Below are 21,839 nucleotides of genomic sequence, written 5' to 3' on the forward strand. Positions count from 1 at the left end.
CCTCAGCGCACGGGCGCATCGGCCAGTTCGGGGCCGAGTTGATCGAAATTGTGATAGGTGAGGGTGACAGAGAGCACGCCGGGGATCTGGTGCATCTCCATGATAAGGTCCGAGGCACGCTTCTCGTCCGTATCCTCGACTGTGGTGACGATCCTGCCCTGATCACAGGCATGAACCTCACAGCCATTGATCAGGGTTATGGCCGCAATGACAGCCTGCGCCTTTTCGGGCGCTGTCTGGACCAGACAGCCGCAAATGTTCAGCATGGCAGTTCCTCGGGTTTGGAAGAGAGTTTTCGCAGCGAGATCGCAGCAGCGGGACAGGACGAAACGCAGGACGAACAACCGGTGCAGCCGTCGATGTCGATCACCGGGGCCGCACGCCCGCCGGTCATCAACCGAAACCGGATCGCCCCTTCGTCGCATTGGTCTTCACAGGCACGGCAGGTCGTTCCGCCCATCGACAGGCAGTCGCCGGTCACAACCGCGCGCATGTCCCAACCCTTGGCCGGAAGAATGGCCTTTGGTTCGCAGGCAACGGCGCAAAGGGAACAAAATGTGCAGGTGCCGGCCCAAGGGTTGATCACCGGAAACCCATCGGGGCTGCGGTAGATAATCTCCTCCGGGCAGGCTCCGGCACAGGCACCACATTGCGTGCAAAGGTCATAAAATCCTGCAACCGCACCGGGTAGAAGGCAGCCCTCCTCCGGCTTTGCCGCTCCCGTCAGGAAGGCGCGTCTTGCAGCATCATGGTGCATTGCGGGCTCGTCAGTTCGCTATCGTTTCCGACAGATTCGCTAACACGGCCCCGTGATCGGCAACTTGACATAAGTCATGTCGGCGATTTTTCCCGAAAGTATTTTTTGGCTAATATTATATTTTTGCTATATATTTCTTGCCTAGTTTTTTTGCGCCAAGACTGACTTCCATCACCTTTGGATCACTCCATCTAAGTCTTTGGAGAACAACAAATCTTGTCCCGCCGACGGCGAGCCGTTTCCAAGGTGGTTCTTGAGACATTTTTAGCGGGAAAACGGGTCAGCGCCCGAAGCGCCGACACAACCACCGCAAGATGAAAAGATTCACTCCCGGCGCAAGGATCGCCATTACCGTCCAACTTGATTCGGGCAGCAAATCGGCCAACAGCGTCCATGGTAATCCCAAGGGGATCAGAAAGACGCCCGAAAGCGGATCAGTGGGCTGGCCAAACCAGCCAAAGGTTCCAACGGCCCAAAGAAAGACAGCAACGGCCCAAAGACCGGCAAAGATCATGGTGGCGATACGGCAAATCATTGTGTCAATTCCTGTTGAGAATGGATGAACACTGCCACGCCGCTCAAGGCCAGTCATTATGGAAATGCGCCCGTTGGTAAGACCCCTTGGCCGCATTTTGGGCATGGCACGGTCCGACACACTCTGGCGACGCGCCAAGACCAATCGCCTGCCTCGCCAAAAAATAATCTTTGACGTCAAACCAAGGGAACCTTTTCCTTACTCGCTCGTTCTTTCTGCATTGGAACTGAGAACAAAGACATAGCTGCCCCGAAGACAGGCAATTTGGCTGGTTTGATCGGCACTCCCAACCGTCAGCCTGATTGGCCGAGAAGATATATTTTAAGCCCGGACTCCGCTGCCACGGCCGGGATTAGCTATCGGTTTCTGACAAGAAATTTTTTTGCGGACCTGCTTTGATTTACGCTTAGCCCGTCTCAGACGGGGACGCCGTCGCGAAACCCCCTCGCGGCGGCGTCGGATTATTGGGGGCTAGGGCCTGAACGCATTTTGGCCCGCCATTTTTTTGTAACAGTGGGCTGGCACGATACGAATGTACAGTAAGGATCAGCAAACGGATTGCTCCTTGTCTCACGCGTAAATAGTAGCCCGCGACTGTCGTTACATCTTTCAGTAAACAGTAAGTGGTGCCGGGTGGTCAGGCCTCGTCCCCAGAACCTGACTTGACCACCTCTTTTCATCCTAACCCAAATTCAGGCAAATTGCTAACTTTCCGTTAAAACGAGTTTCCAAGTTACTGATTTCAAACGGGTAAAAAAACGTCCCCGACGGGGACGCTAGGTTTTGGGAGGGCCAAAGCTCTCGACGAACTCTACCAGCCTTGGCAGGCAGACCGTTTTCAGGTCGTAATTCTCGACCGCAAACTGACGCGCCGCTTCTCGTATCGGTTGATATTTTTCGGGGTTCGCCAAGGCCTCGATCAGGGTCTCTGACCAGCCCTTCACATCAAAGAAATCAACCAGCAGCCCCGTTTTTCCATGGGTCAACACCTCTTCAACCGGAGAGGTTTTTGACCCGACAACCAGACATCCCGCCGCCATAGATTCCAGCATCGACCAAGACAGAACGAAGGGATAGGTCAGGTAAGCATGGGCGCGGCTGACCTGCATGATGTTGACAAAGACCGGATAGGCGACCTTGCCCATGAAATGCACCCGGCTCATGTCCAGCTTGTCGCGCACTTCGGACAGGATCAGCTCTTTCCACCCCTTGGCCCCTTTCGGCGCCGATCCGTAACTGACCTCGTCCCCGCCGACGATCACGACCTGAGCATTGGGTCGCGCCGCCATGATCTCGGGCAAGGCACGCATGAAGATGTGATAGCCGCGATAGGGTTCCAGATTGCGGTTCACAAAGGTCAGAACCTCATCCCCCGCCCTGACCACCTGCCCGTTCGGAAGCTGAACCGTCGCCTGCGGGTTGGGGATCATGACCTCGGAATTCACGCCGTCATGGATGACCTTCAACATCCCGCGGACAGAAGCCGGATAGGTGCTGGCCTGCCAAGCGGTTGGCGAAAGCCCCGCATCGGCATGGATCAGCGCCTGACCCAAATGCGCGGCCCGCCCCACAGCGATCAACTGCTGATCCAGTCCATAGGGGGTGAACTCGGTGTCAAAGCCGACATCCGCCCCCGACCCCATGTAATAGAACTCGGCATAGACGATCAGCTTTGCCTTGGGCCAGATTTCCTTCAGGTAAAGCGTCTCGCCCCAACCGGAATGGCCGAAGATCACGTCGGGATAATAACCCTGCTCCCGCATTTTCTGGCAAACCCGGGCCACCGTCACGCCACGGTCGCTCATCGTGGTGTAGTTGCGGCCAAGCCGGGTCTGAGCCGGGTCGATCTTCATGCCGTCGTGTTTGTAGCGAGCCGTCTTGACTGTCGACTGTCTGGAATTGTTCGAGTCTGTCAGCGCCAGAACATCATGCCCGCGCCGCGCCATCTCGGGCGCGAGATAAAGAAATTGGCCGGGAAAGTTCTGGTGAAGGAAAAGAATCTTCATCTGGCCTCTCGATCACAAAGCAAGGTCAACTTCCAAAGGCTGCAGCCATCAAGGTTCGGGTATAATCTGTCTGGGGCCGTTCAAAAACCGAGCGACTGTCCCCGGCCTCGACCACGTCGCCCGCCCGCATCACGATAACCTTGTGCGATAGGGCCTTTACCACGCGAAGGTCATGGCTAATGAAGATATAGGCCAGCCCCCACTTCGCCTGAAGCGACCGGAGGAGTTCGACGATCTGAACCTGCACGGTCATGTCCAAGGCCGAGGTCGGTTCATCCAGCACCACGAGTTTCGGTCGAAGGATCATGGCCCGCGCAATCGCGATCCGCTGCCGCTGCCCGCCGGAAAATTCGTGCGGATAGCGGCCCATCATTGCCGGATCGAGCCCAACTTCGGTCAGGATATCGGCCACTTGTTTCCGGCGGGTCTCGGCGCTTGCTTCGTCATGCAGACTTAGACCCTCGGAGACGATTTGCTCAATCGTCATGCGTGGCGACAAGCTGCCGTAGGGATCTTGGAAAACGATCTGCATGTGACGGCGAACGGGACGCATTTGCCTTTGGCTGTAGCCCGAGATGTCTTTACCCAAAACCACAATTGGGCCATCCGAAGGCACCAGCCGCAGCAACGCCAATGCAAGCGTGGTCTTGCCCGAACCGGATTCGCCGACAACGCCCAGGGTTTCGCCCTCGCGAACCGACAGTGTGGCATCGTTGACGGCTTTCACATGACCAACCGTCCGGCGCAAAAGCCCAGCGGTGATCGGGAACCAAACGCGCAAGCCTTTGGTGCTGACCACCTCTGCCGCACCTTCGGGCACCGGGTCTGGCTGCCCCTTCGGCTCGGCCGCCAACAGTTTTTGCGTGTACGGATGACGCGGGTTGGTGAAAATCTCGGCTGTTTTCCCTTGCTCGACAATCTCGCCGCCCTGCATCACGCAGACACGGTCGGCGATGCGGCGCACGATACCAAGGTCATGGGTGATGAACAAAAGACTGAGACCTTCGGTTGCCTGCAACTCAGCAAGCAGATCAAGGATCTGCGCCTGAATGGTCACATCCAGCGCCGTGGTCGGCTCATCGGCAATCAAGAGTTCCGGGCCATTGGCTAGCGCCATCGCGATCATGACGCGCTGACGTTGGCCACCCGACAACTGGTGCGGATAAGAGCCGAGCCGGCTTTCTGCGTCGCGGATACCCACTTTGTTCAGCAGGTCCAGAATGCGTTTTCGTGCAGCCTCTCCGCTCAGGCCCTGATGCAACGACAGGCTTTCGCCCAACTGCCGTTCGATCGTGTGCAGCGGGTTGAGGCTGGTCATCGGCTCTTGGAAGATAAAGCTGATGTCATTGCCCCGCACGCGGCGAAGATCATTCTCGCTGGCCCCGATCATCTGGGTGCCATTATAGGTGACAGACCCTTCGACCTTGGCATTATCGCCAAGCAGGGCCACGGTCGACAACGCGGTGACAGATTTTCCTGATCCGCTTTCCCCGACCAAGGCGACCGTTTCGCCCTTGCCGACGGTAAAGCTTACGCCCTTCACGGCCTCGATCACCCGTCCGTCCTGCCGGAAGGAAATCTTCAGGTTCTTCACGTCAAGCACGGTCATTGGAACGTCTTTCGCGGATCGAAGGCATCGCGCACGCCTTCGAAGATAAAGACCAGAAGGCTGAGCATGATGGCGAAGGTGAAGAAGGCGGTGAACCCCAGCCAAGGGGCCTGAAGATTCTGTTTCGCCTGCTGCGTCATTTCCCCAAGAGACGGCGCGCTGGAGGGCAGGCCAAAGCCAAGGAAATCAAGGCTGGTCAGGGCGCCGATGGTGCCAGTGATGATAAAGGGCAGCATAGTGAGGGTGGCGACCATCGCATTGGGAAGCACATGGCGGAACATGATCACACGGTCGGGCACGCCAAGCGCGCGGGCGGCGCGGACATATTCAAAGTTCCGAGCACGCAGGAATTCGGCGCGCACTACACCGACAAGGCTTGTCCATCCGAACAGCACCATCAGGAAAATCAGCAGCCAGAAGTTCATCGTGAACACGGCCGAGACGATGATGATGACATAAAGCATCGGCATCGCGCCCCAAATCTCGATGATCCGTTGCAGGATCAGGTCGGTAAGTCCGCCGAAATAGCCCTGCACCGCACCGGCAGCGATGCCGATGACCGATGTGAGCAGAGTGACGATCAAGGCAAAACTGACCGAGAGCCGGAAGCCATAGATCACCCGCGCCAGCACGTCGCGGGCGGTGTCATCGGTGCCCAGCCAGTGATTTTCATCCGGGGCCGAGGGGGCAGCCTTTCCAAGGTCATTGATGGTGGTAAAACTGTAGGGGATAGGCGCCCAAAGGATTGAGCCCTTTATGAAATCTTCGGTGCTTTCTGCCATCGTGCCATTTTCTGACGCTTCGATCACCGTTTCTGGTTCGTCAAAACATTCGATCATCCCGCCAGAGATGATCAGGCATTGAACCTCGATATCGCGGTATTCCGCTTCGGTCTTGAAATCGCCACCGAAGGCCGTTTCAGGGTAGAACTTCAGGAATGGCACATGCCACTCGCCCCGATAGTTGACCAAAAGCGGCTTGTCGTTTGCGACGAGTTCCGCACAAAGCGAAATGCCGTAGAGAATCGAGAAGATGATCAGCGACCAGTAGGCCCGACGATTGGCCTTGAAGTTGCGCCAGCGGCGTTGATTCAGCGGGGAGAGTGCCATCGTCAGCCCCTCCGCTCAAAATCAATGCGGGGGTCAATCCAGACATACATCAGGTCTGAAATGATGCCGACCAACAGCCCCATCAGGCCAAAGAAGTAAAGCGTGCCGAAGATCACAGGATAGTCACGCTCGACCGCCGACTTGTAGAAAAGCTGGCCAAGGCCATCGAGAGTGAAGACATATTCGATCAGAAGGCTTCCGCCAAAGAAAACGCTGATGAAGAGTGCCGGAAAGCCCGCAATGACGATCAGCATCGCGTTGCGGAAAACATGGCCATAAAGCACGCGGCTTTCTGTCAAACCCTTGGCGCGAGCGGTCATCACATATTGCTTTTTGATCTCGTCAAGAAAGCTGTTCTTGGTCAGGAGCGTGAGGGTAGCAAAGCTGGAAATGGTTGAGGCAAGAACCGGCAAGGTGATGTGCCAGAAGTAATCGGCCACCTTGCCCAAAAGGCTCAGATCTTCCCAATTATCTGAGGTCAGGCCACGCAGCGGGAACCAGCGGAAGTAACTGCCGCCCGCAAAGACCACCAGCAGCAGAATGGCGAAAAGAAAGCCGGGGATCGCATAGCCAACAATGATCGCGCCAGAAGTCCAGGTGTCAAAGGGCGAACCATCTCGCACAGCCTTGCGGATGCCCAAAGGGATCGAGATCAGGTAAGCGATCAGCGTAGACCAAAGGCCAAGAGTGATCGACACCGGCATCTTTTCAAGCACCAGATCCATCACCCCGATCGACCGGAAGTGGCTTTCACCGAAGTCGAACTGGACGTAGTTCCACATCATGATGAAGAACCGCTCATAGGCGGGGATCTTTTCCTTGACGCATTCAGGGGCATTAAGGCTGGGTTTTCCGGCAAACCCGGGTTCGCAGACAAACCGAGAGAAGCCGAACTGAACCTCTAGCTCCGCCAAAAAGGCCGGGTCCAAGCCGCGGGCGCCGACATAACCACTGTCCGCGTTTTGCTGTTCGGCCCCGGCATCTGCTCCGCCGGAAATGGCCTCCAGACTATCACCCTTGCCTTCGATCCGGGACAAGACCTGTTCGATCGGCCCGCCCGGTACGAATTGCGTCAGCGCGAAGTTGATCACCATGATCCCGAACAGCGTCGGGATAATCAAAAGCAATCGCCTTAAAATATAGGCGCCCATCTGGCTTGCCTGCCCGTTCTTGTCGTTAGCGCAGCAGGCCCGAAGCCTTCAGGGCCGCCGCTTTTTCTTCGTTGTACCACCAGAAGTCCAATTCGCCCAGAGTATAGGGCGGCAAGGTTTCTGGATGTTCGTACATGTCGTAGTAAGCAACTGTGTGCTGATCTTTGAACCACTGCGGCACCCAGAAACGTTCAGCGCGCAAGGCGCGGTCCAGTGCCTTGGTTGCAACCGTCAACTCGTCGAGGGATTTCGCCGCCATCACGACGTCGATCAGCTTGTCAATCCCTTTCGATTTCAGCCCCATAACGTTGAACACCGAAACATCGGCGGTCTCGGAACCGTAGTACTGCTTCAACTCTGAGCCCGAGATATAGCCCGATCGAGCATTGCCTACGATAATGTCGAAATCATAGGCCGGATTGCGGGTGCGGCTTTCCATCTGGGCATTGTCGACGCGAGTTAGCTTTGCATCAACGCCAAGAGCTTTCAGGTTCTCGACATAGGGATTCACGATGCGGTCAAAGCTGGGACTGTCGTTCAAAAATTCGACCGCCAGTGTTTCACCTTTGGCATTACGGCGCAGACCATCATTTCCGACAATCCAGCCTGCCTCGTCCAACAGGGCACTGGCCTTTCGCAGGTTGCCGCGATCCAATTGCCGGTCACCAGAGACCGGGGCCATGACAGCTTCGTCGGTCAGGATGCTTTCTGGCAGCAGGCCTTCCTCCACGATGGGTTTCAGGATCGCCAGTTCCTCTGGTGTCGGAACCCCTTCGGCGGCCAGCCAAGAATTTTCCCAGACCGAATTGATCCGGGCATAGATGCCATAGAATAGGGTCGCGTTCGACCATTCGAAGTTGAACATTAACCCAATAGCTTCGCGCACACGCGGGTCTTGGAACTTTTCGCGGCGCAGGTTGAAGACAAAGGATTGTCCATTGGCCTTGTTGCCGTCAGGCAGCTCAACCTTCTTAACCTGACCGCTTGCCACTTCGGGGAAATCATAGCCCGTAGCCCATTTGATTGAACTGGCTTCATTTCGGAAGGTGTAGTTTCCGGCCTTGAAACCTTCAAACGCGGCGTCGTAGTCGCCGTAGTACTCCAATCGAATGATGTCGAAATTCCCGCGCCCGATTTGCATGGGGTGCGAGTTACCCCAGTAATCCGGGTTGCGTCTGTAGGTTACCGATTTGCCAACATCGATCTTGTCGACGACATACTGGCCCGTGCCCATGAAGGGCGTCATGCTGCTTTCTTCAAGGTCTAGGTTGTTCGCTTGGTAATGCGCCTTCGACATGATGGGCAACCCGCCCATATCGGCGGGCAAATCGCGGAACGAATTACCGGCCTTGAAGGTGAACTTGATCTTCAGCGGGTCCAGAACCTCGACCTTTTCAACCTGCGTTGCCAGAACGGTGCGAAAATCCGTCAGGCCCTTCGCAAGGAAGGTTTCATAAGAGAACAGGACATCATCGGCTGTCATCGGCGTGCCGTCGGAGAATTTCACATCGTCGCGAAGGTTAAAGACCACCCAAGAGCGATCTGCCGGATATTCCATCGTGGTGCACAACAGGCAGTAGACCGCGCCGATCTCATCGGCCGTGCCTTGCAGAATGGATTCGAACATCACAGACGACAACCCGGCGGCGCGGCCTTTCACCGAGTAGGGGTTCATGCTGTCAAATCCGCCAAAGGCCCATTGGCTGATTTCGCCGCCTTTGGGCGCATTCGGGTTTACATAGGGAAGGTGCGCGTAATCCGCGGGCAGCTTCAGCTCCCCAAAGGTCGAAATGCCATGAGATACGGTCACCCCGTCCTGTGCCTGCGCCATCGAACCCAATGCAATCGCGACTGCCAGACCAAACCAATGCCGTGCCATGCGTTCTCCCCTGTCATCAATGCCGCTTTTCGCGACTTTCATCCATTTAGAGAAGTAAAGCGCGGAATGTCGATGGCTCAAGTTGCGTTTGCGTGAGCAAGGCGCAACAATTGAAAAGGCCACCCCGAAGGATGGCCCAAAAGCAGGATTTCTGGCAGATCAGTTGGTGGTTGCCAGATATGCAATCACGTTTGCGCGGTCTTCAGCTTTGGGCAGACCGGCAAAGGACATCTTGGTGCCCGGGGCATAGCCCTTCGGGTTGGCCAAGAAACCGTCGAGGTTTTCCGGGGTCCAGGCTTCGCTGGCCATGCTCAGCAGCACATCGGAATAGCCGAAGCCAGCCGACGATGCCTTGGCGCGATCAACAACGCCGTTCAGGTGCGGACCGGTGCCATCAGCGCCGTCCAGTTTGTGGCAGGCCTTGCATTTGGCAAACACCTTTTCACCAGCCGCAGCATCAGCCGAAGCATAGAGCGTCGCGAAATCCGGGCCCTCTTCGGCGGCACCGGCGCTTTCACTCGCGCCCGTGTCAATGACATAGGCCTGATGTACCTCTTCATCACCATGCGCTTCGGCCGTGGTGTGATAAAGCGTTTCGGCGGCCCAGCCACCCAGCAGATAAACGAGAAGCGAGCCGCAGAGAGCGCCCGTCACCTTGGTCATCGTCATCGTGTCGAACATGTCGCGCCTTCCCTTGGCAATCGTCTGGCGTGGCTTCTAACCGCTTCCCCCGGTCGGTTTCAAGGTGTAGGACCGCGACCAATCGCCCTTTTCGTAGGGTTTTTCGACAGACGGAGCCTTTGAATGACCGGTCGCATCGCGTTTCAGGGGGAATTGGGGGCCTATTCCCACCAGGCTTGCCAGCAAGCACGGCCAGATTTCGAGGTTGTTCCTTGTCAGACATTTGAAGATGTCGTCGAGATGACTCGGTCTGGTGAGGTCGAATTGGGCATGTTGGCGGTCGAAAATTCCACCTATGGCCGCGTCGCTGACGTTCACAGCCTGCTGCCGAAGGCCGGATTGCATATCGTCGACGAAGCCTTCGTACGCGTGCATGTCAATCTGCTGGGTGTGCCGGGGGCAAAAGTTGAAGATGTGCGCGAAGCGCATGGTCATGTTGTTATCTTGCCGCAATGCGCTGGTTTTCTGAAGAGCCATGGAATCAAGGGTAAGGTCAGTTCTGACAATGCCCGCGCCGCACGTGAGGTCGCCGAGGCCGGAGATAAAAGTAAAGCTGCGCTGGCCAGCGAATTGGCGGCCTCGATCTACGGGCTGGATGTTCTTGCCCGCCATATCGAAGATCACAAGAACAACACCACACGCTTTCTCGTTATGTCACGTGAAGCCGATCTGAGCCGCCGTGCCGAGCAGATGATCACAACATTCACCTTCCGCGTCCGCAACATCCCTGCGGCCCTCTACAAGGCGCTTGGGGGTTTTGCGACAAACGGAATCAACATGACGAAGCTGGAAAGCTATATGGTCGGCGGTTCGTTCATGGCGACGGAATTCTACGCCGACATCGAAGGCCACCCCGACGATCCGAATGTGGCACTCGCCTTAGAAGAATTGGACTATTTTACCACCCATGTGAACATTCTGGGCGTTTATCCATCGGACCGACTGCGCGGCTGAAATCGGTCAGCGATGCCTCGTCGACGCATAACGCTGTTCAAGCTCTAACGCGAATTGCGCCAGCCGACGGTTGAACTTTGTTTGGATTTTCCCCTTGGCCAGTTTGGCCGACTGGATAACCAGACGGGCCCCCAAGGTCAGGGGCTTTACGTCCAAATGAACCACCAGACGTGTGCGGTTTGGCGCAAGGCTGACCACTTCCGCCACACCATCAGCCTCAATCATTCGGCTTATGGCCATAAACGACATGCGCGAGTCGACTTCGTATTCGGTCAACTTTGCCGTCAATTCCCGGTCCTTGCCCCGGAACCGAAACCGCGTTTGCCACGTCATGCCGGGGGCCGTTGACCGCAATTTGTCAGTTCTTGTGACGTCGGCCCCTCGGCGCAATGCAGCACGCTCCCAGCCTTCGAAATCGGACAAAGATGCAAAAACGAACGACAATGGGGCCGCGATATCGGTACGCGAAGAAAGGTGCATGGTGCTGATCCGCCCGTCGATTTTTGACGTTATTGTTTTTAGCCTAGGCCAAAGTGGTCTTAATCCAGTCGATCTGCAAGCCAGTTTTCAATCAGAAAATGGGCTATCGCCCCTTTGCGCGCGGGTTTCATCATCGGATGAAGCCCAGCCAAGACGGTGACCATTTCTTCTCGGCTGACCCATCGAGCGTCTTCCAGTTCTGCCGGATCCACCTGAATGTCTTCTGAAATCGCTTCGGCCTTGCAGCCCAACATCAAGCTGGCAGGGAAGGGCCAAGGCTGGCTTGCCACATAGTTGACTGTGCCGATCCGGATCCCCGCCTCCTCGAAAACCTCTCTCCGCACCGCAGCCTCGATGGTTTCACCGGGCTCAATAAATCCGGCAAGGCAGGAATACATACCCTCGGGCCAGCCGGGACTTCTTCCCATCAAGGCCGCATTTCCCTTTGTGACCAACATGATCACGACCGGATCAGTGCGGGGAAAATGCTGCGTCTTGCAGGACGGGCAACTTCTTTGCCAGCCAGCCTGGACAATATCAGAAGCCTGACCGCAGGCAGCGCAAAATCCATGACTCTTGTGCCACTGCAGGATTGCCCGCGCTGTTGCCGCCAATTCGGCCTCAACGGCAGACAAACGAAGCATGACCGCGCGCAATTCACAAAAGAGATGCTCCTTTGGAAGGTCGGGATGTTGTTGTTCGCTTGGGTCGAGAAACAGTGGCGGTTGCGGAATTGGAACGCCCGCAGGCTGCCAAGCCGAAATGTCAGCTGCAAAGCAGGGTGATCCGTTGTCCAAACCAAGGAAAACCACGGACTCTGCCGTTCTGACCACGGGATGACCGGCGTCGACCCAAGACAGGGCGCTGTCCAACCCCATCAGGATTTTGCCGCGCCAGATCGGAAGGATCTTGCCCTCTCTGAAAAGAGATTCCTGTTTCGCGGGGTCGGCACGTAAATGAGCTGCACGATCCAGTTCCGAACCGCCAAAGGTCAACGTCTGTGACTGTCGCATAAGTTCCCCCACATTCTTCCGCGCCCTTCATTGCACGAGAGTTTTTGAGGAGCAATTTGGACAATTGGTCAAAACACGAAAGGGAGATGCCAGAATACAACCAGAATAACTTATCCATCCTTTGAAACAACTATAGGTTTATTTCCTTGCTCAACTGCTTACACTGGCCCTGCAAAGACATCGGCTGTGACAGAGGACTGCTTGAATGCCTGATGATGCCGTCATCCGCTGTGCTGTCAGCGGGCCGGACATAAAGGCCCGTAGGCAAGCGACAGTACATCTTCGCCTGCTTGCCACATCGGACATCCATGTCTCACTTTCGCCGTTCGACTATTTCAAAGACACGGAAAGTGTCACTGGTTGCTTGTCCTTGACAGCAAGCCTTATCGCCAAAGCACGTGAAGAGGCTGAAAACTGTCTCTTGTTCGACAATGGTGATTTCCTGAATGGCGGCCCTTTGGGTGACTACATTCAATTTTCGCCTGCACAGCCAAATCCGGTGATTCAGGCAATGAACTGCCTTAATTACGATGCCGTGAACCTAGGAAATCACGAGTTTTCCAGCGGGATTGAGTTTTTGGAAAATGCACTCGAGTCAGCGCAGTTTCCGGTAATATCGGCGAACACCTTTACCCCTGAACTTGGGGCACATTTCGTTCAACCTTGGGTGGTTCTGAATCGACGTGTTTCCGACCTCGATGGTCAACCTCACTTGCTTCGGATCGGGGTGGTGGGTGTCTTGCCTCCGCAAACGACGATTTGGGACAAGCAAGCAATCGCTGGTCGTGTCGTCATATCCGACATGCAGAACGCCATTGTTTGGGGTGCCGATGCCGTGAAACGTGCTGGAGCCGACGTCGTTGTCATCCTTGCCCATTGCGGAATTGGCCAGGCCGATGCGCCGCCGATGGCAGAAGACGCGGGAATTGCCATTTCCGGAACAAAAGGTATCGATGCTTTGATCCTTGGCCACGCGCATTTACGTTTTCCCGACCCCACGATGGCTGCCTCTGGCGAAGTGGACCCTGTCGCCGGCAAAGTGCGAAACATCCCGACGATTATGCCGGGTGCTTTTGGGTCGCATCTTGGGGTGATCGACCTAGACTTATGCCGTGACGCAGAGGGATGGCACGTCACGAGCAGCCAAGCATCGCTTCGGGCGACCGCCGCGCGCTTGCCTTCGGGAGAGCTTTGCCCCCTTGTCCAACCCGACAAAGCGATCGTGAAACAGATCGCCTCGTTTCATGAAGCCGCCCGGATATGGGTTAGCCGGCCGATCGCCCAAACGGCTAGCGCGCTTCACAGCTACTTTTCGATGATCACCGATGTTCCGGCAATTCGCGTGATACATCAGGCACAGATCGCCTTTTTGCAAAAAGCGCTGGCAGAAACAAAATGGGCGGACATGCCAGTGGTCTCGGCGACGGCTCCCTTCAAGGCAGGCGGTCGAGGAGGACCCGACTATTTCACCTTTGTGCCGCCGGGCGAAGTCTTGCTGCGTCATCTCGCCGACCTTTACCTTTATCCCAATACACTTACCGCCGTCCTAATGCGAGGTGCCGAGCTTCGGCGCTGGCTGGAACTGTCTTCATCGAGCTTTCTGCCCATTGAAAAGGGACAAGCAGACCAAAGATTGCTCAACCCAGAGGTTCCCCCGTTTCACTTCGACAGCCTTGCTGGAGTGACTTACGAAATTGACCTGACGAACCCTTTTGGCGCCACCAGACCTTCCGCCGGACGGATACGAGAGCTTAAGCACAACGGGCTCTGCGTCACTGACGATCAACTGTTCATCATGGCGGTCAACAGCTATCGTGCGAGTGGTAGCGGCGGCTACCTACACGACACATCAACGAGAATTCCGGTGGCTCAAGACAGGCTCTGTCGGGACATTCTGGAAGATTATCTTCGGTGTCATGGCGACGAAGTTCACAAGACAGCGCCGAATTGGCGGTTTGCCAAGGTGCCGGACACAAGCGTCATTCTTGAGACCTCGCCGGCGGCTTTGCACTATCTCCAAGATGTAGATTATCTTGATCTGACCCCGCTTGGAATGACCCCGCAGGGCTTCCTGCAAGTGCGACTTGCGCTTTGACGACCTTTCCCCTGCTGTCCGCGTCTGATAGCCAACTTCTGATGAAGAGTTCGCAGAAACAGACGGGGCAGCCACATGTATGATGCCATTTTCTTTGATCTGGATGGCACGCTGATTGACACCGAACGTGTCGCGATCGAGACCGGGAAACAGGCATTTTCAGCGCTGGACATAGTTGACCCAGACGCTCTGTTGCATCGCTTGATCGGCGTTGATCAACCCACAGCAGCAGAAATGATAAGAACCGCCTGCCCCGAAATCGACCTGGACCGTTTGAAATCGGAATGGGGCGGCCGCTTCGAGGCCGCTATTGCAGCCGATATTCCGTTGAAGGCTGGAGCTGAAACGGTTGTTCACGGTCTTTCCAGAACGCATCAATTGGCTTTGGTCACCTCTTCGGGGCGCGACGCGGCAATGGACAAACTGCACCGCTCAGGCCTTTTGACGGCCTTCAAAACCATTGTTGTCCGAGAGGATGTTATTGCCCCGAAACCCGCCCCTGATCCGTATTTGCTTGCGGCCGCCCGACTGGGGGCGACCGTGGACCGTTGCCTTGTCTTTGAAGATAGCGAGCCCGGAGTAGAGGCGGCGCATCGCGCCGGCATGGTGGTTATACAGATCCCGGACATCCACCCGGCAACAGGCAAGTTTGCACGGCATGTGGCTGCAGATTTGCTGGGCGCCTGCGCTTGGGCAGGGCTCAAGCTCTGATGCATTCAGCAGGGGTTGCAGAATCCCCTTGGCTCCCCTATTTGCACGGTCGAGAGGTTGGCGCGGGCAGGCACCTCGCCAACCCGGTCAGGTCCGGAAGGAAGCAGCCGTAACGAGCCCCGCTTGGGTCGTTGTCCAGCCTCTCACCCTCATCATTCAGGTGCGCTAACGAAGTGTTCTGAAACCCTTCGTGACCATCGATCCCTCCCCCCGCACCTTGCCTTTCAGGTTGAAGTTTGAAAGGGTCCGCCAAGATTTCAAAGTCGTTGGGGGTCATCATGAATTTCAGCTTTAGCAAAACCGCTACTGCGATCTTGGCCACCGTGCTCGTGACTTTTGGCAGCCAATCGGTCGCTCAGGATGGCCTTGACATAACCCTGGGATTTGGCGGCACCTATTCGAATTCTTATTTTGGTGCAGACCATTACAGCATTGGTCCGTCTGGCAAGCTTTCGCTGCAACGGCTGTCTTTGGGGTCGCTGCAATTCGGTAGCTCTGATCCTAATGCAGAAAAGCTTGGCTTCGGTATTCGGGGCGCTTTCGGCGTGGTCGGCGCGCGCAAGGCTTCGGATCACCCGGAGCTGACGGGCCTAACCGATTTGAAAACCTCGGTCGAAATCGGCTTCGGGCTTGGTTACGAAGCTTCCCATTGGCGGGCTTTCGCCGACATGCGGTACGGGGCCATCGGGCACCATGCCTCGGTGGTCGAGTTCGGGGCAGATTGGAAAGCAATTTCGACCCCGGAGTTCAAACTTAGCGTTGGCCCACGCGTACTTTATGGCTCTGGTCGTTACAATCGCACCTATTTTGGCGTGACCGCAGCCGACTCGATTACAAGCGGTTTGGCGGCCTTTACTCCAGAGGCCGGCGTTGTCTCGGCAGGAATCGAAGTCGGCATGACTTACGACCTTGGCGGTGACTGGGCATTAGCGGGAACGCTGAATTATGACCGTATGCAGGGCGATGCAGCCAGCAGCCCGATTACCGCACTTGGAACGCGGGATCAGGGCTCTATTTCCATCCTTCTGACTCGCCGCCTCTCGCTGGAATTCTGAGCAAGGGATGAACGCCCTTTCACCGCCACAGCAAAGCATTTCGACGGTCGACCCGAAGGGGCTGATCGCCTGTCCTGTCTGTGACGCCCTTCACAAAGACTCGACGGTTCCGACAGGCAGCACGGCACGCTGTGTACGCTGTGGGTCGGTCCTGATGGCGCCAAGAAAGAATGCGTTGACCCAAATCGTCATGCTGGCGGCCACGTCTTCGGTGCTGATGGTTGCGGCCGTCTTCTTTCCATTCATGGATCTGACGGCGGGTGGTATGTCGACCCACAGTTCACTCTACGATGCCGTCATGGCCTTTTCCAGCGGCTTGCTTTTGCCTCTGTCTTTTGCCACGGCCGCCCTGATCGTTCTTCTGCCGCTATTGCGTTTTCTGGCCATCCTTTATGCTCTCGCCCCAATGGCGCTGGGGCATAAACCTGCCCGGTATGGCGTTGCGGCTTTCCGTTTCGCCCAAAGCCTAAAGCCTTGGGCCATGGCCGAGATCTTCATTGTCGGCGTCGTCGTGGCGCTCGTCAAAGTGGCGGGCTTGGCGACTGTAAACCTTGGCCCAGCCTTTTGGGCTTTCGTGGCGCTGGTTTTGGTAACCACGCTCAAAGATACTGTTATGTGCGAGTTGACGATTTGGAAAACGTTCGAAGAACGCAGCCAATCCTGACCGCGCATCGCGCGGGATTGATCGCGTGTTCAGGCTGCGGTCGTGTCCATGACCGTCCCGAACCGCGATGCCTGCGCTGCGGGCGGTCTTTGCACGCCCGCAAGCCGCAAAGCCTGCAGAAGGTCTGGGCTTGGATGTTCGCCGGGCTTATCGCTTACATTCCGGCCAACATCTACCCAATGTTGATCACCCGCAATTTCGGCAAAGAGCTTGAAAACACGATCATAGGCGGCGCCATTGAACTGATGAACCACGGCTCATACGGGGTGGCGCTGATCGTGTTCGTGGCGTCCGTGGTCATTCCCATCGGCAAGTTCATCGCGATTGCCTATCTTGCTCTGTCGATCCAGTCGGCGGTCGTGATCCGCGGCCATGGACGTCAGCAGCTTTACGAAGTGGTCGAATTCATCGGCAGATGGTCGATGATCGACGTTTTTGTTGTGGCTATTTTGGCGGCAGTCGTGCAGTTCGACTTCGCCGCAACGATCAACCCGGGGATCGCGGCGGTCAGCTTTGCCCTGTCGGTGGCGTTCACGATGCTTTCGGCACAAAGCTTTGACTCGAAGATGATCTGGGACGCTTACGAGGCAGACGACACATGACATCCGCACCTGAACCCACGGAAATGAAAATTGAAAGCGCGGATCGTTCGATTTTGCGCAATCTATCATTCGTTTGGCTGGTGCCGATCCTTGCCCTTGTCGTTTCCTTGGGCGTGGCATGGAAGGCCTTTTCCGAACGCGGCGGGCTTATCGAAATTACCTTTGCAAATGCGGCAGGTGTCACGCCCGGGGAAACAACGCTTCGCTTTCGGGATGTAATCATCGGGACGGTGGAAACCGTGTCGTTCACCGATGATCTGACCCGAGTTATCGTTCGCGCCCGCGTCGACCAAAAGGTGCTGCCGTTCCTGGATGCCGAGGCCCAATTCTGGGTGGTGACGCCCCAAGTCACCACACGCGGGATCACGGGACTTTCGACCGTTCTGTCCGGTGTCTACATTGATGCGGCATGGGACACGACATCAACAGGCGCACGGACATCGTTCGTTGGGCTTGAGACGCCCCCGCTTGTGCAACCCGGCCGCGCTGGAAAACGCATTACCCTCCGCACAACGCCTGGCGTTGGGGTCAGTGAAGGCGGCCCTGTGCTCTATCGCGGGCTTGAAGTCGGGCGGCTTGAAAAGCCACGACTGGCCCAAGATGGTCGCACGGTTGTAGTGGACGCTTTCATTCAGGCCCCGCATGATGCCCGGCTGAACGCCTCTTCGCGCTTTTGGGATACCTCCGGTTTCTCGGTAAGCTTCGGTGCCGGCGGGTTCGCTCTGAACGTCGACTCAATCTCTTCACTGATTGCCGGCGGCGTGGCCTTCGACAACATCTACGATGGTGGCACACCGGTCGAGGCAGAACATGTCTACGACATTTTCTATGATGAGACAGAAGCAAGAGCGAGCGTGTTTGCCCCCACAATGGGCACGGCCATTACCGTTTCGGTGGCCTTTACTGAGTCAATCAGTGGTCTAGTGGCCGGTGCCCCTGTCCAACTTGGTGGGCTGAATGTCGGCGAGGTGACCGCAATCGCGGCGCGGGTCGTCGAAACCTCTTCCGGTCCTGAAGTTAGACTCATCGCGAACCTTGGGCTTGATCCACTCAAACTTGGGCTTGGCGAAGATGCAGGCCGCGAAGAGGTATTCGACTTTCTAGAACGTCAGGTCGCCGACGGCCTCCGCGCCCGTCTTGCGACTTCGGGTCTGTTCTCTTCGTCACTGATTGTCGAATTGGCATCGCTGCCCGACCTTTCGCCAACAAGTTTTGACCGAACAGAAGAGCCTTTCCCGACAATCCCAAGCATCGTCTCTGACTTGCCTGACTTCACATCGACAGTTGAAGGCGTGTTAGAGCGGATCAACCGCCTGCCCATTGAAGACACGCTGAACCAAGCCATCAACACGATGGCGTCGATTGAAAACCTGTTGCGAAGCGAAGATGTGCTTGCCGTCCCAGGCGAAGCAAAAGGGCTTATTGCAGACGCACGCGGACTGCTTGGAAGCCCGGAAACACAGGCCCTGCCTGCCGAATTGCGCGGCGCGGTCGCGGACCTTCGCGCCGTCATCGCCGATTTGCGGGAACAAGGCACGATCGACGGCCTCGCCTCTGCTGTGAAGAAGCTGGATGAAACGCTGTCAAACGTAACAGTCGCATCAGCCGAATTCCCCAAGCTGATGGATGATCTGCGGGCGCTTGCTGCGAAAGCGAATTCCTTGGAAGCAGAACAGTTGATCGCCTCTGCCACCACGGTGCTCGACAGCGTTGATGCGCTGATCGGCACCGAAGATGCCCGCAAGCTGCCGCCCGCCCTGACCGGCGCCTTGGATCAAGTGCGCCTGATGCTTTCCGAACTGCGGGAAGGCGGCGTCGTCAACAATGTGAATGCAACAATGGAATCGGCGCGCAAAGCCGCAGGGTCAGTCGAGGCCGCCGCCGAAGACCTTCCAAAGGTCATCGCGCGACTTGATTCTGTTCTGGCGCGCGCCGACGGCTTGGTCGCCACTTATGGTGCCCGTTCGGATTTCAATGCGGAAACGCTCGCCATGCTGCGCGAGATCCGTTCGGCCGCCAAGATGGTGGGACAGCTTGCCCGCACCATCGAACGCAACCCCAATTCCCTCATCATGGGACGCTGATCTATGAAAACTGCTGCCATCACGCTCTCGCTCGTCACGCTGCTTGCAGCCTGCGGTGGAAATGAAAACCTTTACCTTATCGGCACCGAATCCGGTGCCAGTGAAGTCCGCGTCAGCACCCGTTCGATTGAAGTGAAAGAAGTGACGCTGCCAGCCTATGCAGCGGCTTCGGAAATCGCATTCCAGACCGAAGACGGCGCACTCAAGACGGTCAAAGGCGCGCTTTGGGCCGAAGAACCACGGGCTGCCGTGACGCGGATCATTGCCGAGCGTCTGGACATCGACACCACTGCCAACGCTGCCGCAGAACCTTGGCCCCTGCTGGATGGACCGGACACCACTGTAACCGTGCGGATTGACCGGATGGTCGCGCGTGCCGACCAACAATTCGAACTGTCAGGACAGTTCGCAACCTCGTCGATGAACGGACGTGACCGCCTGCGCCGCTTCACAATTCTTCAACCCATATCGGATAGCGCACCTGGGACAATCGCCACAGCTACCGGCGCGGCACTTGCCCAGTTGGCACGCGACATCGCCTCGGCCTTGCGCTAACCCGAAACTCCAAAACGGATAGGCCGGGGCTAGTCCTCGGCCTTTTTCATTTCCGCCTTCGCAGCCGCCTCACTTGCTTTGGCCTCGGCCACCGCCTTTGGCCAAAGAGTGATCAGGCGCGTCCCGACAGGATTGGTTTTTGTCTCTTCACTTGGGAAAGACAATACACCCTGCCGCGACACACGGGCAAAGACCACAGCCTCGGGATTTGTCTCTCGCCATTTGTTATACCCGAATTCTTCGGTCAGCTTTGTCACACCAAGGGTCCATCCCTCGGCAATCAATTGTTCCAACGCGGCAAAACTACGCCCTGTCCCAATGCGCTGCCCGCCCAGTTGCGTTCGGATCGCGTGGCGTGCCTCCGTCTCGCGCTCGCGCTCGACCTGCCAGACACAGTCGCGGCCGAATTCCGGCGCAAGATCCGTCGTCACCAGCGTGTTATAGGCATCGTTATCCGTCATCGCGACAACGACACGATAAGTCAGAAACTCGACCTTGTTTTCAGCCGCTTCGGAAAGAATGTCGCCGTAATAAGTTGGAATACCTGCACTGCGTGGACGCACAAGGTGCTGATGGTTCGGATCCGCAATCAGCACCGGAATCTCGGCCTTTTTCAGCACTTCTGCGAAGGCTGTTGAAAAGCGCGACCCACCGACCAGCAGAACCCCCGGCGCATCGCCACCAGCCAGCCCCAACATGCGGGCAAAGGGTGTCAGGGTGAAGCCATGCAAGACCACCGTCACAGCAACCAACACAAAGGCCAACGGGCCGACCAATTGACCGTCTTCAATTCCAAGTTCGGCCAAGCGTTGTCCGAAAAGACCCGCGACCGCCACCAAAACCACACCTCGCGGCCCCGTAAAGGCAATCAGCAGGCGCTCATTCCGCGGAATATTCGTTCCAATCAGCGACACCAGCACTGTCAGCGGGCGCGCAACCAAAACCACCAACGCCACAAACAGAACCGCCCGCCATGTCAGCTGGCCAAGGGCTGCGAAATCCAAAGAGGCGGCCAGAAGAATGAACACACCCGACACCAGCAAAACCGTAGCGTGCTCCTTGAAACGCCGCAGTTCCTCATAAGACGGCAGGTCCGCATTGGCGATGACAAGTCCCATGACCGTTACGGCCAAAAGCCCGCTTTCATGCAGGACCGAGTCCGACAGGGCAAAGCTGACCAGCACGGCCGCAAAAAGCACCGGAACTTTCATATATTCGGGTATGCGTCCCTCGCGGAACAGACGCACCACGCCATACCCTCCGGCCCAGCCGACGATGCCCGCAAAGCCCATCCGCCACAGCAGATCGAAAACGCCACCAGCCTCCGCGCCGGAATGGCCAAGAACGACGTAGAACGCCGCGACAGCCGCCATCGCGCCAATGGGATCATTCACGATCGCTTCCCATTGCAGCAAAGCCGCCGGACGCTTTTGCAGCCGCGCCTGACGCAGCAAGGGCGCAATAACCGTTGGTCCGGTCACGATCATGATGCCACCAAAGACCGCACTCGCTTCCCAGCCGAGGCCCGCGCCAAAATGAAGGGCAAGCGCCGACATAAGCCAGCCAAGTGGCGCACCAATGACGACCAGCCGCCAGACACCGGCCTTTGCATCTCCAAGTTCGTGGAAATTCAAAGTCAGCCCGCCCTCAAACAGAATGATGGCGACGGCCAACCCGATCAGTGGCGAAAGCATTGCCCCGAATTCAGCACTGGGCTGCAAAAGCCCGAAAACCGGGCCGACAAGAATGCCCGCAACCAGCATCAGCACAATAGCAGGCAATTGCAGGCGCCAAGCCAACCACTGCGATCCCACACCCAAAAGGCCTACGGCGGCCACTGCCGGGATGATGCCGATTGTTCCTGCCGCAAGTTCAACTGCCATACTGCCACTGCCCTTT

General features: G+C 56.8%; 20 protein-coding genes and 1 other RNA gene. 9 read left to right on the forward strand and 12 right to left on the reverse strand.

Annotated features, from left to right (window positions below):
• Positions 1–2: 2 nt before the first annotated feature.
• The 9 genes from ACSBLW_RS10145 to ACSBLW_RS10185 form a co-directional block, all read right to left on the reverse strand.
• On the reverse strand, positions 3–266 hold the full coding sequence (locus ACSBLW_RS10145) for a chaperone NapD (RefSeq protein WP_435256514.1): 264 nt from the start codon (positions 264–266) through the stop codon (positions 3–5).
• Positions 260–757 carry a ferredoxin-type protein NapF gene (locus ACSBLW_RS10150; RefSeq protein ID WP_435256515.1) on the reverse strand — a complete coding sequence of 166 codons (498 nt, stop codon included), beginning with the start codon at positions 755–757 and terminating at the stop codon, positions 260–262. The genes ACSBLW_RS10145 and ACSBLW_RS10150 overlap by 7 nt, the downstream gene beginning before the upstream one ends.
• A gap of 280 nt (positions 758–1,037) precedes the next feature.
• Complete coding sequence (locus ACSBLW_RS10155; RefSeq protein ID WP_435256516.1) at positions 1,038–1,292, reverse strand: hypothetical protein; 255 nt, start codon at positions 1,290–1,292, stop codon at positions 1,038–1,040.
• Positions 1,293–2,068: 776 nt separating this feature from the next.
• Positions 2,069–3,298 (reverse strand): glycosyltransferase, encoded by a 1,230-nt coding sequence (locus tag ACSBLW_RS10160; RefSeq protein ID WP_435256517.1) that lies wholly within the window; start codon positions 3,296–3,298, stop codon positions 2,069–2,071.
• A 25-nt stretch (positions 3,299–3,323) separates the two neighbouring features.
• Positions 3,324–4,907 (reverse strand): ABC transporter ATP-binding protein, encoded by a 1,584-nt coding sequence (locus ACSBLW_RS10165; RefSeq protein WP_435256518.1) that lies wholly within the window; start codon positions 4,905–4,907, stop codon positions 3,324–3,326.
• Positions 4,904–6,016, reverse strand: a complete 1,113-nt coding sequence (locus tag ACSBLW_RS10170; RefSeq protein WP_435256519.1) for an ABC transporter permease — start codon at positions 6,014–6,016, stop codon at positions 4,904–4,906. Before ACSBLW_RS10170 ends, ACSBLW_RS10165 begins: the two co-directional genes overlap by 4 nt.
• Before the next feature lie 2 nt (positions 6,017–6,018).
• Entirely contained in the window at positions 6,019–7,167 is a 1,149-nt protein-coding gene (locus ACSBLW_RS10175; protein ID WP_435256520.1) for a microcin C ABC transporter permease YejB, read from the reverse strand.
• 25 nt (positions 7,168–7,192) lie between these two features.
• A complete protein-coding gene (locus ACSBLW_RS10180; RefSeq protein WP_435256521.1) occupies positions 7,193–9,046 on the reverse strand; it encodes an extracellular solute-binding protein in 1,854 nt (617 codons plus the stop codon).
• Positions 9,047–9,205: 159 nt separating this feature from the next.
• Positions 9,206–9,727, reverse strand: coding sequence for a c-type cytochrome (locus ACSBLW_RS10185; RefSeq protein ID WP_435256522.1), 522 nt, complete (start codon positions 9,725–9,727; stop codon positions 9,206–9,208).
• A 123-nt stretch (positions 9,728–9,850) separates the two neighbouring features.
• Between ACSBLW_RS10185 and ACSBLW_RS10190 the strand changes: the two genes are divergently transcribed.
• Complete coding sequence (locus tag ACSBLW_RS10190) at positions 9,851–10,681, forward strand: prephenate dehydratase (protein ID WP_435256523.1); 831 nt, start codon at positions 9,851–9,853, stop codon at positions 10,679–10,681.
• Positions 10,682–10,687: 6 nt separating this feature from the next.
• Here the strand turns inward: ACSBLW_RS10190 and ACSBLW_RS10195 are convergent, their stop codons facing one another.
• Positions 10,688–11,014 (reverse strand): hypothetical protein, encoded by a 327-nt coding sequence (locus tag ACSBLW_RS10195; protein WP_435256524.1) that lies wholly within the window; start codon positions 11,012–11,014, stop codon positions 10,688–10,690.
• A 206-nt stretch (positions 11,015–11,220) separates the two neighbouring features.
• Positions 11,221–12,174 (reverse strand): NAD(+) diphosphatase, encoded by a 954-nt coding sequence (gene nudC / locus ACSBLW_RS10200; RefSeq protein ID WP_435256525.1) that lies wholly within the window; start codon positions 12,172–12,174, stop codon positions 11,221–11,223.
• 205 nt (positions 12,175–12,379) lie between these two features.
• Here nudC and ACSBLW_RS10205 point away from each other — a divergent pair, with 205 nt between their 5' ends.
• The 8 genes from ACSBLW_RS10205 to ACSBLW_RS10240 all read left to right on the forward strand — a co-directional run bounded on the left by ACSBLW_RS10205 (position 12,380) and on the right by ACSBLW_RS10240 (position 19,940).
• Positions 12,380–14,269 carry a bifunctional 2',3'-cyclic-nucleotide 2'-phosphodiesterase/3'-nucleotidase gene (locus ACSBLW_RS10205; RefSeq protein ID WP_435256526.1) on the forward strand — a complete coding sequence of 630 codons (1,890 nt, stop codon included), beginning with the start codon at positions 12,380–12,382 and terminating at the stop codon, positions 14,267–14,269.
• A gap of 75 nt (positions 14,270–14,344) precedes the next feature.
• A complete protein-coding gene (locus tag ACSBLW_RS10210) occupies positions 14,345–14,980 on the forward strand; it encodes an HAD family hydrolase (RefSeq protein WP_435256527.1) in 636 nt (211 codons plus the stop codon).
• A 51-nt stretch (positions 14,981–15,031) separates the two neighbouring features.
• Positions 15,032–15,128: signal recognition particle sRNA small type (ffs, locus tag ACSBLW_RS10215), an RNA gene on the forward strand.
• A 130-nt stretch (positions 15,129–15,258) separates the two neighbouring features.
• Positions 15,259–16,035 carry a MipA/OmpV family protein gene (locus tag ACSBLW_RS10220; RefSeq protein ID WP_435256528.1) on the forward strand — a complete coding sequence of 259 codons (777 nt, stop codon included), beginning with the start codon at positions 15,259–15,261 and terminating at the stop codon, positions 16,033–16,035.
• Between the two features lie 7 nt (positions 16,036–16,042).
• A complete protein-coding gene (locus ACSBLW_RS10225; RefSeq protein ID WP_435256529.1) occupies positions 16,043–16,699 on the forward strand; it encodes a paraquat-inducible protein A in 657 nt (218 codons plus the stop codon).
• Positions 16,651–17,301: a paraquat-inducible protein A gene (locus ACSBLW_RS10230; protein ID WP_435256530.1), complete on the forward strand. Its 651-nt coding sequence runs from the start codon at positions 16,651–16,653 to the stop codon at positions 17,299–17,301. Before ACSBLW_RS10225 ends, ACSBLW_RS10230 begins: the two co-directional genes overlap by 49 nt.
• Before the next feature lie 23 nt (positions 17,302–17,324).
• On the forward strand, positions 17,325–19,385 hold the full coding sequence (locus ACSBLW_RS10235; RefSeq protein ID WP_435256531.1) for an intermembrane transport protein PqiB: 2,061 nt from the start codon (positions 17,325–17,327) through the stop codon (positions 19,383–19,385).
• Positions 19,386–19,388: 3 nt separating this feature from the next.
• On the forward strand, positions 19,389–19,940 hold the full coding sequence (locus tag ACSBLW_RS10240) for a PqiC family protein (protein ID WP_435256532.1): 552 nt from the start codon (positions 19,389–19,391) through the stop codon (positions 19,938–19,940).
• A gap of 29 nt (positions 19,941–19,969) precedes the next feature.
• Here the strand turns inward: ACSBLW_RS10240 and ACSBLW_RS10245 are convergent, their stop codons facing one another.
• The gene (locus ACSBLW_RS10245; protein ID WP_435256533.1) at positions 19,970–21,823 is read right to left on the reverse strand and encodes a cation:proton antiporter; all 1,854 of its coding nucleotides are present in this window, start codon (positions 21,821–21,823) and stop codon (positions 19,970–19,972) included.
• Between the last annotated feature and the right edge of the window lie 16 nt (positions 21,824–21,839).

Source organism: Thioclava sp. FR2 (assembly GCF_051200875.1).
Lineage (GTDB): Bacteria > Pseudomonadota > Alphaproteobacteria > Rhodobacterales > Rhodobacteraceae > Pseudotabrizicola.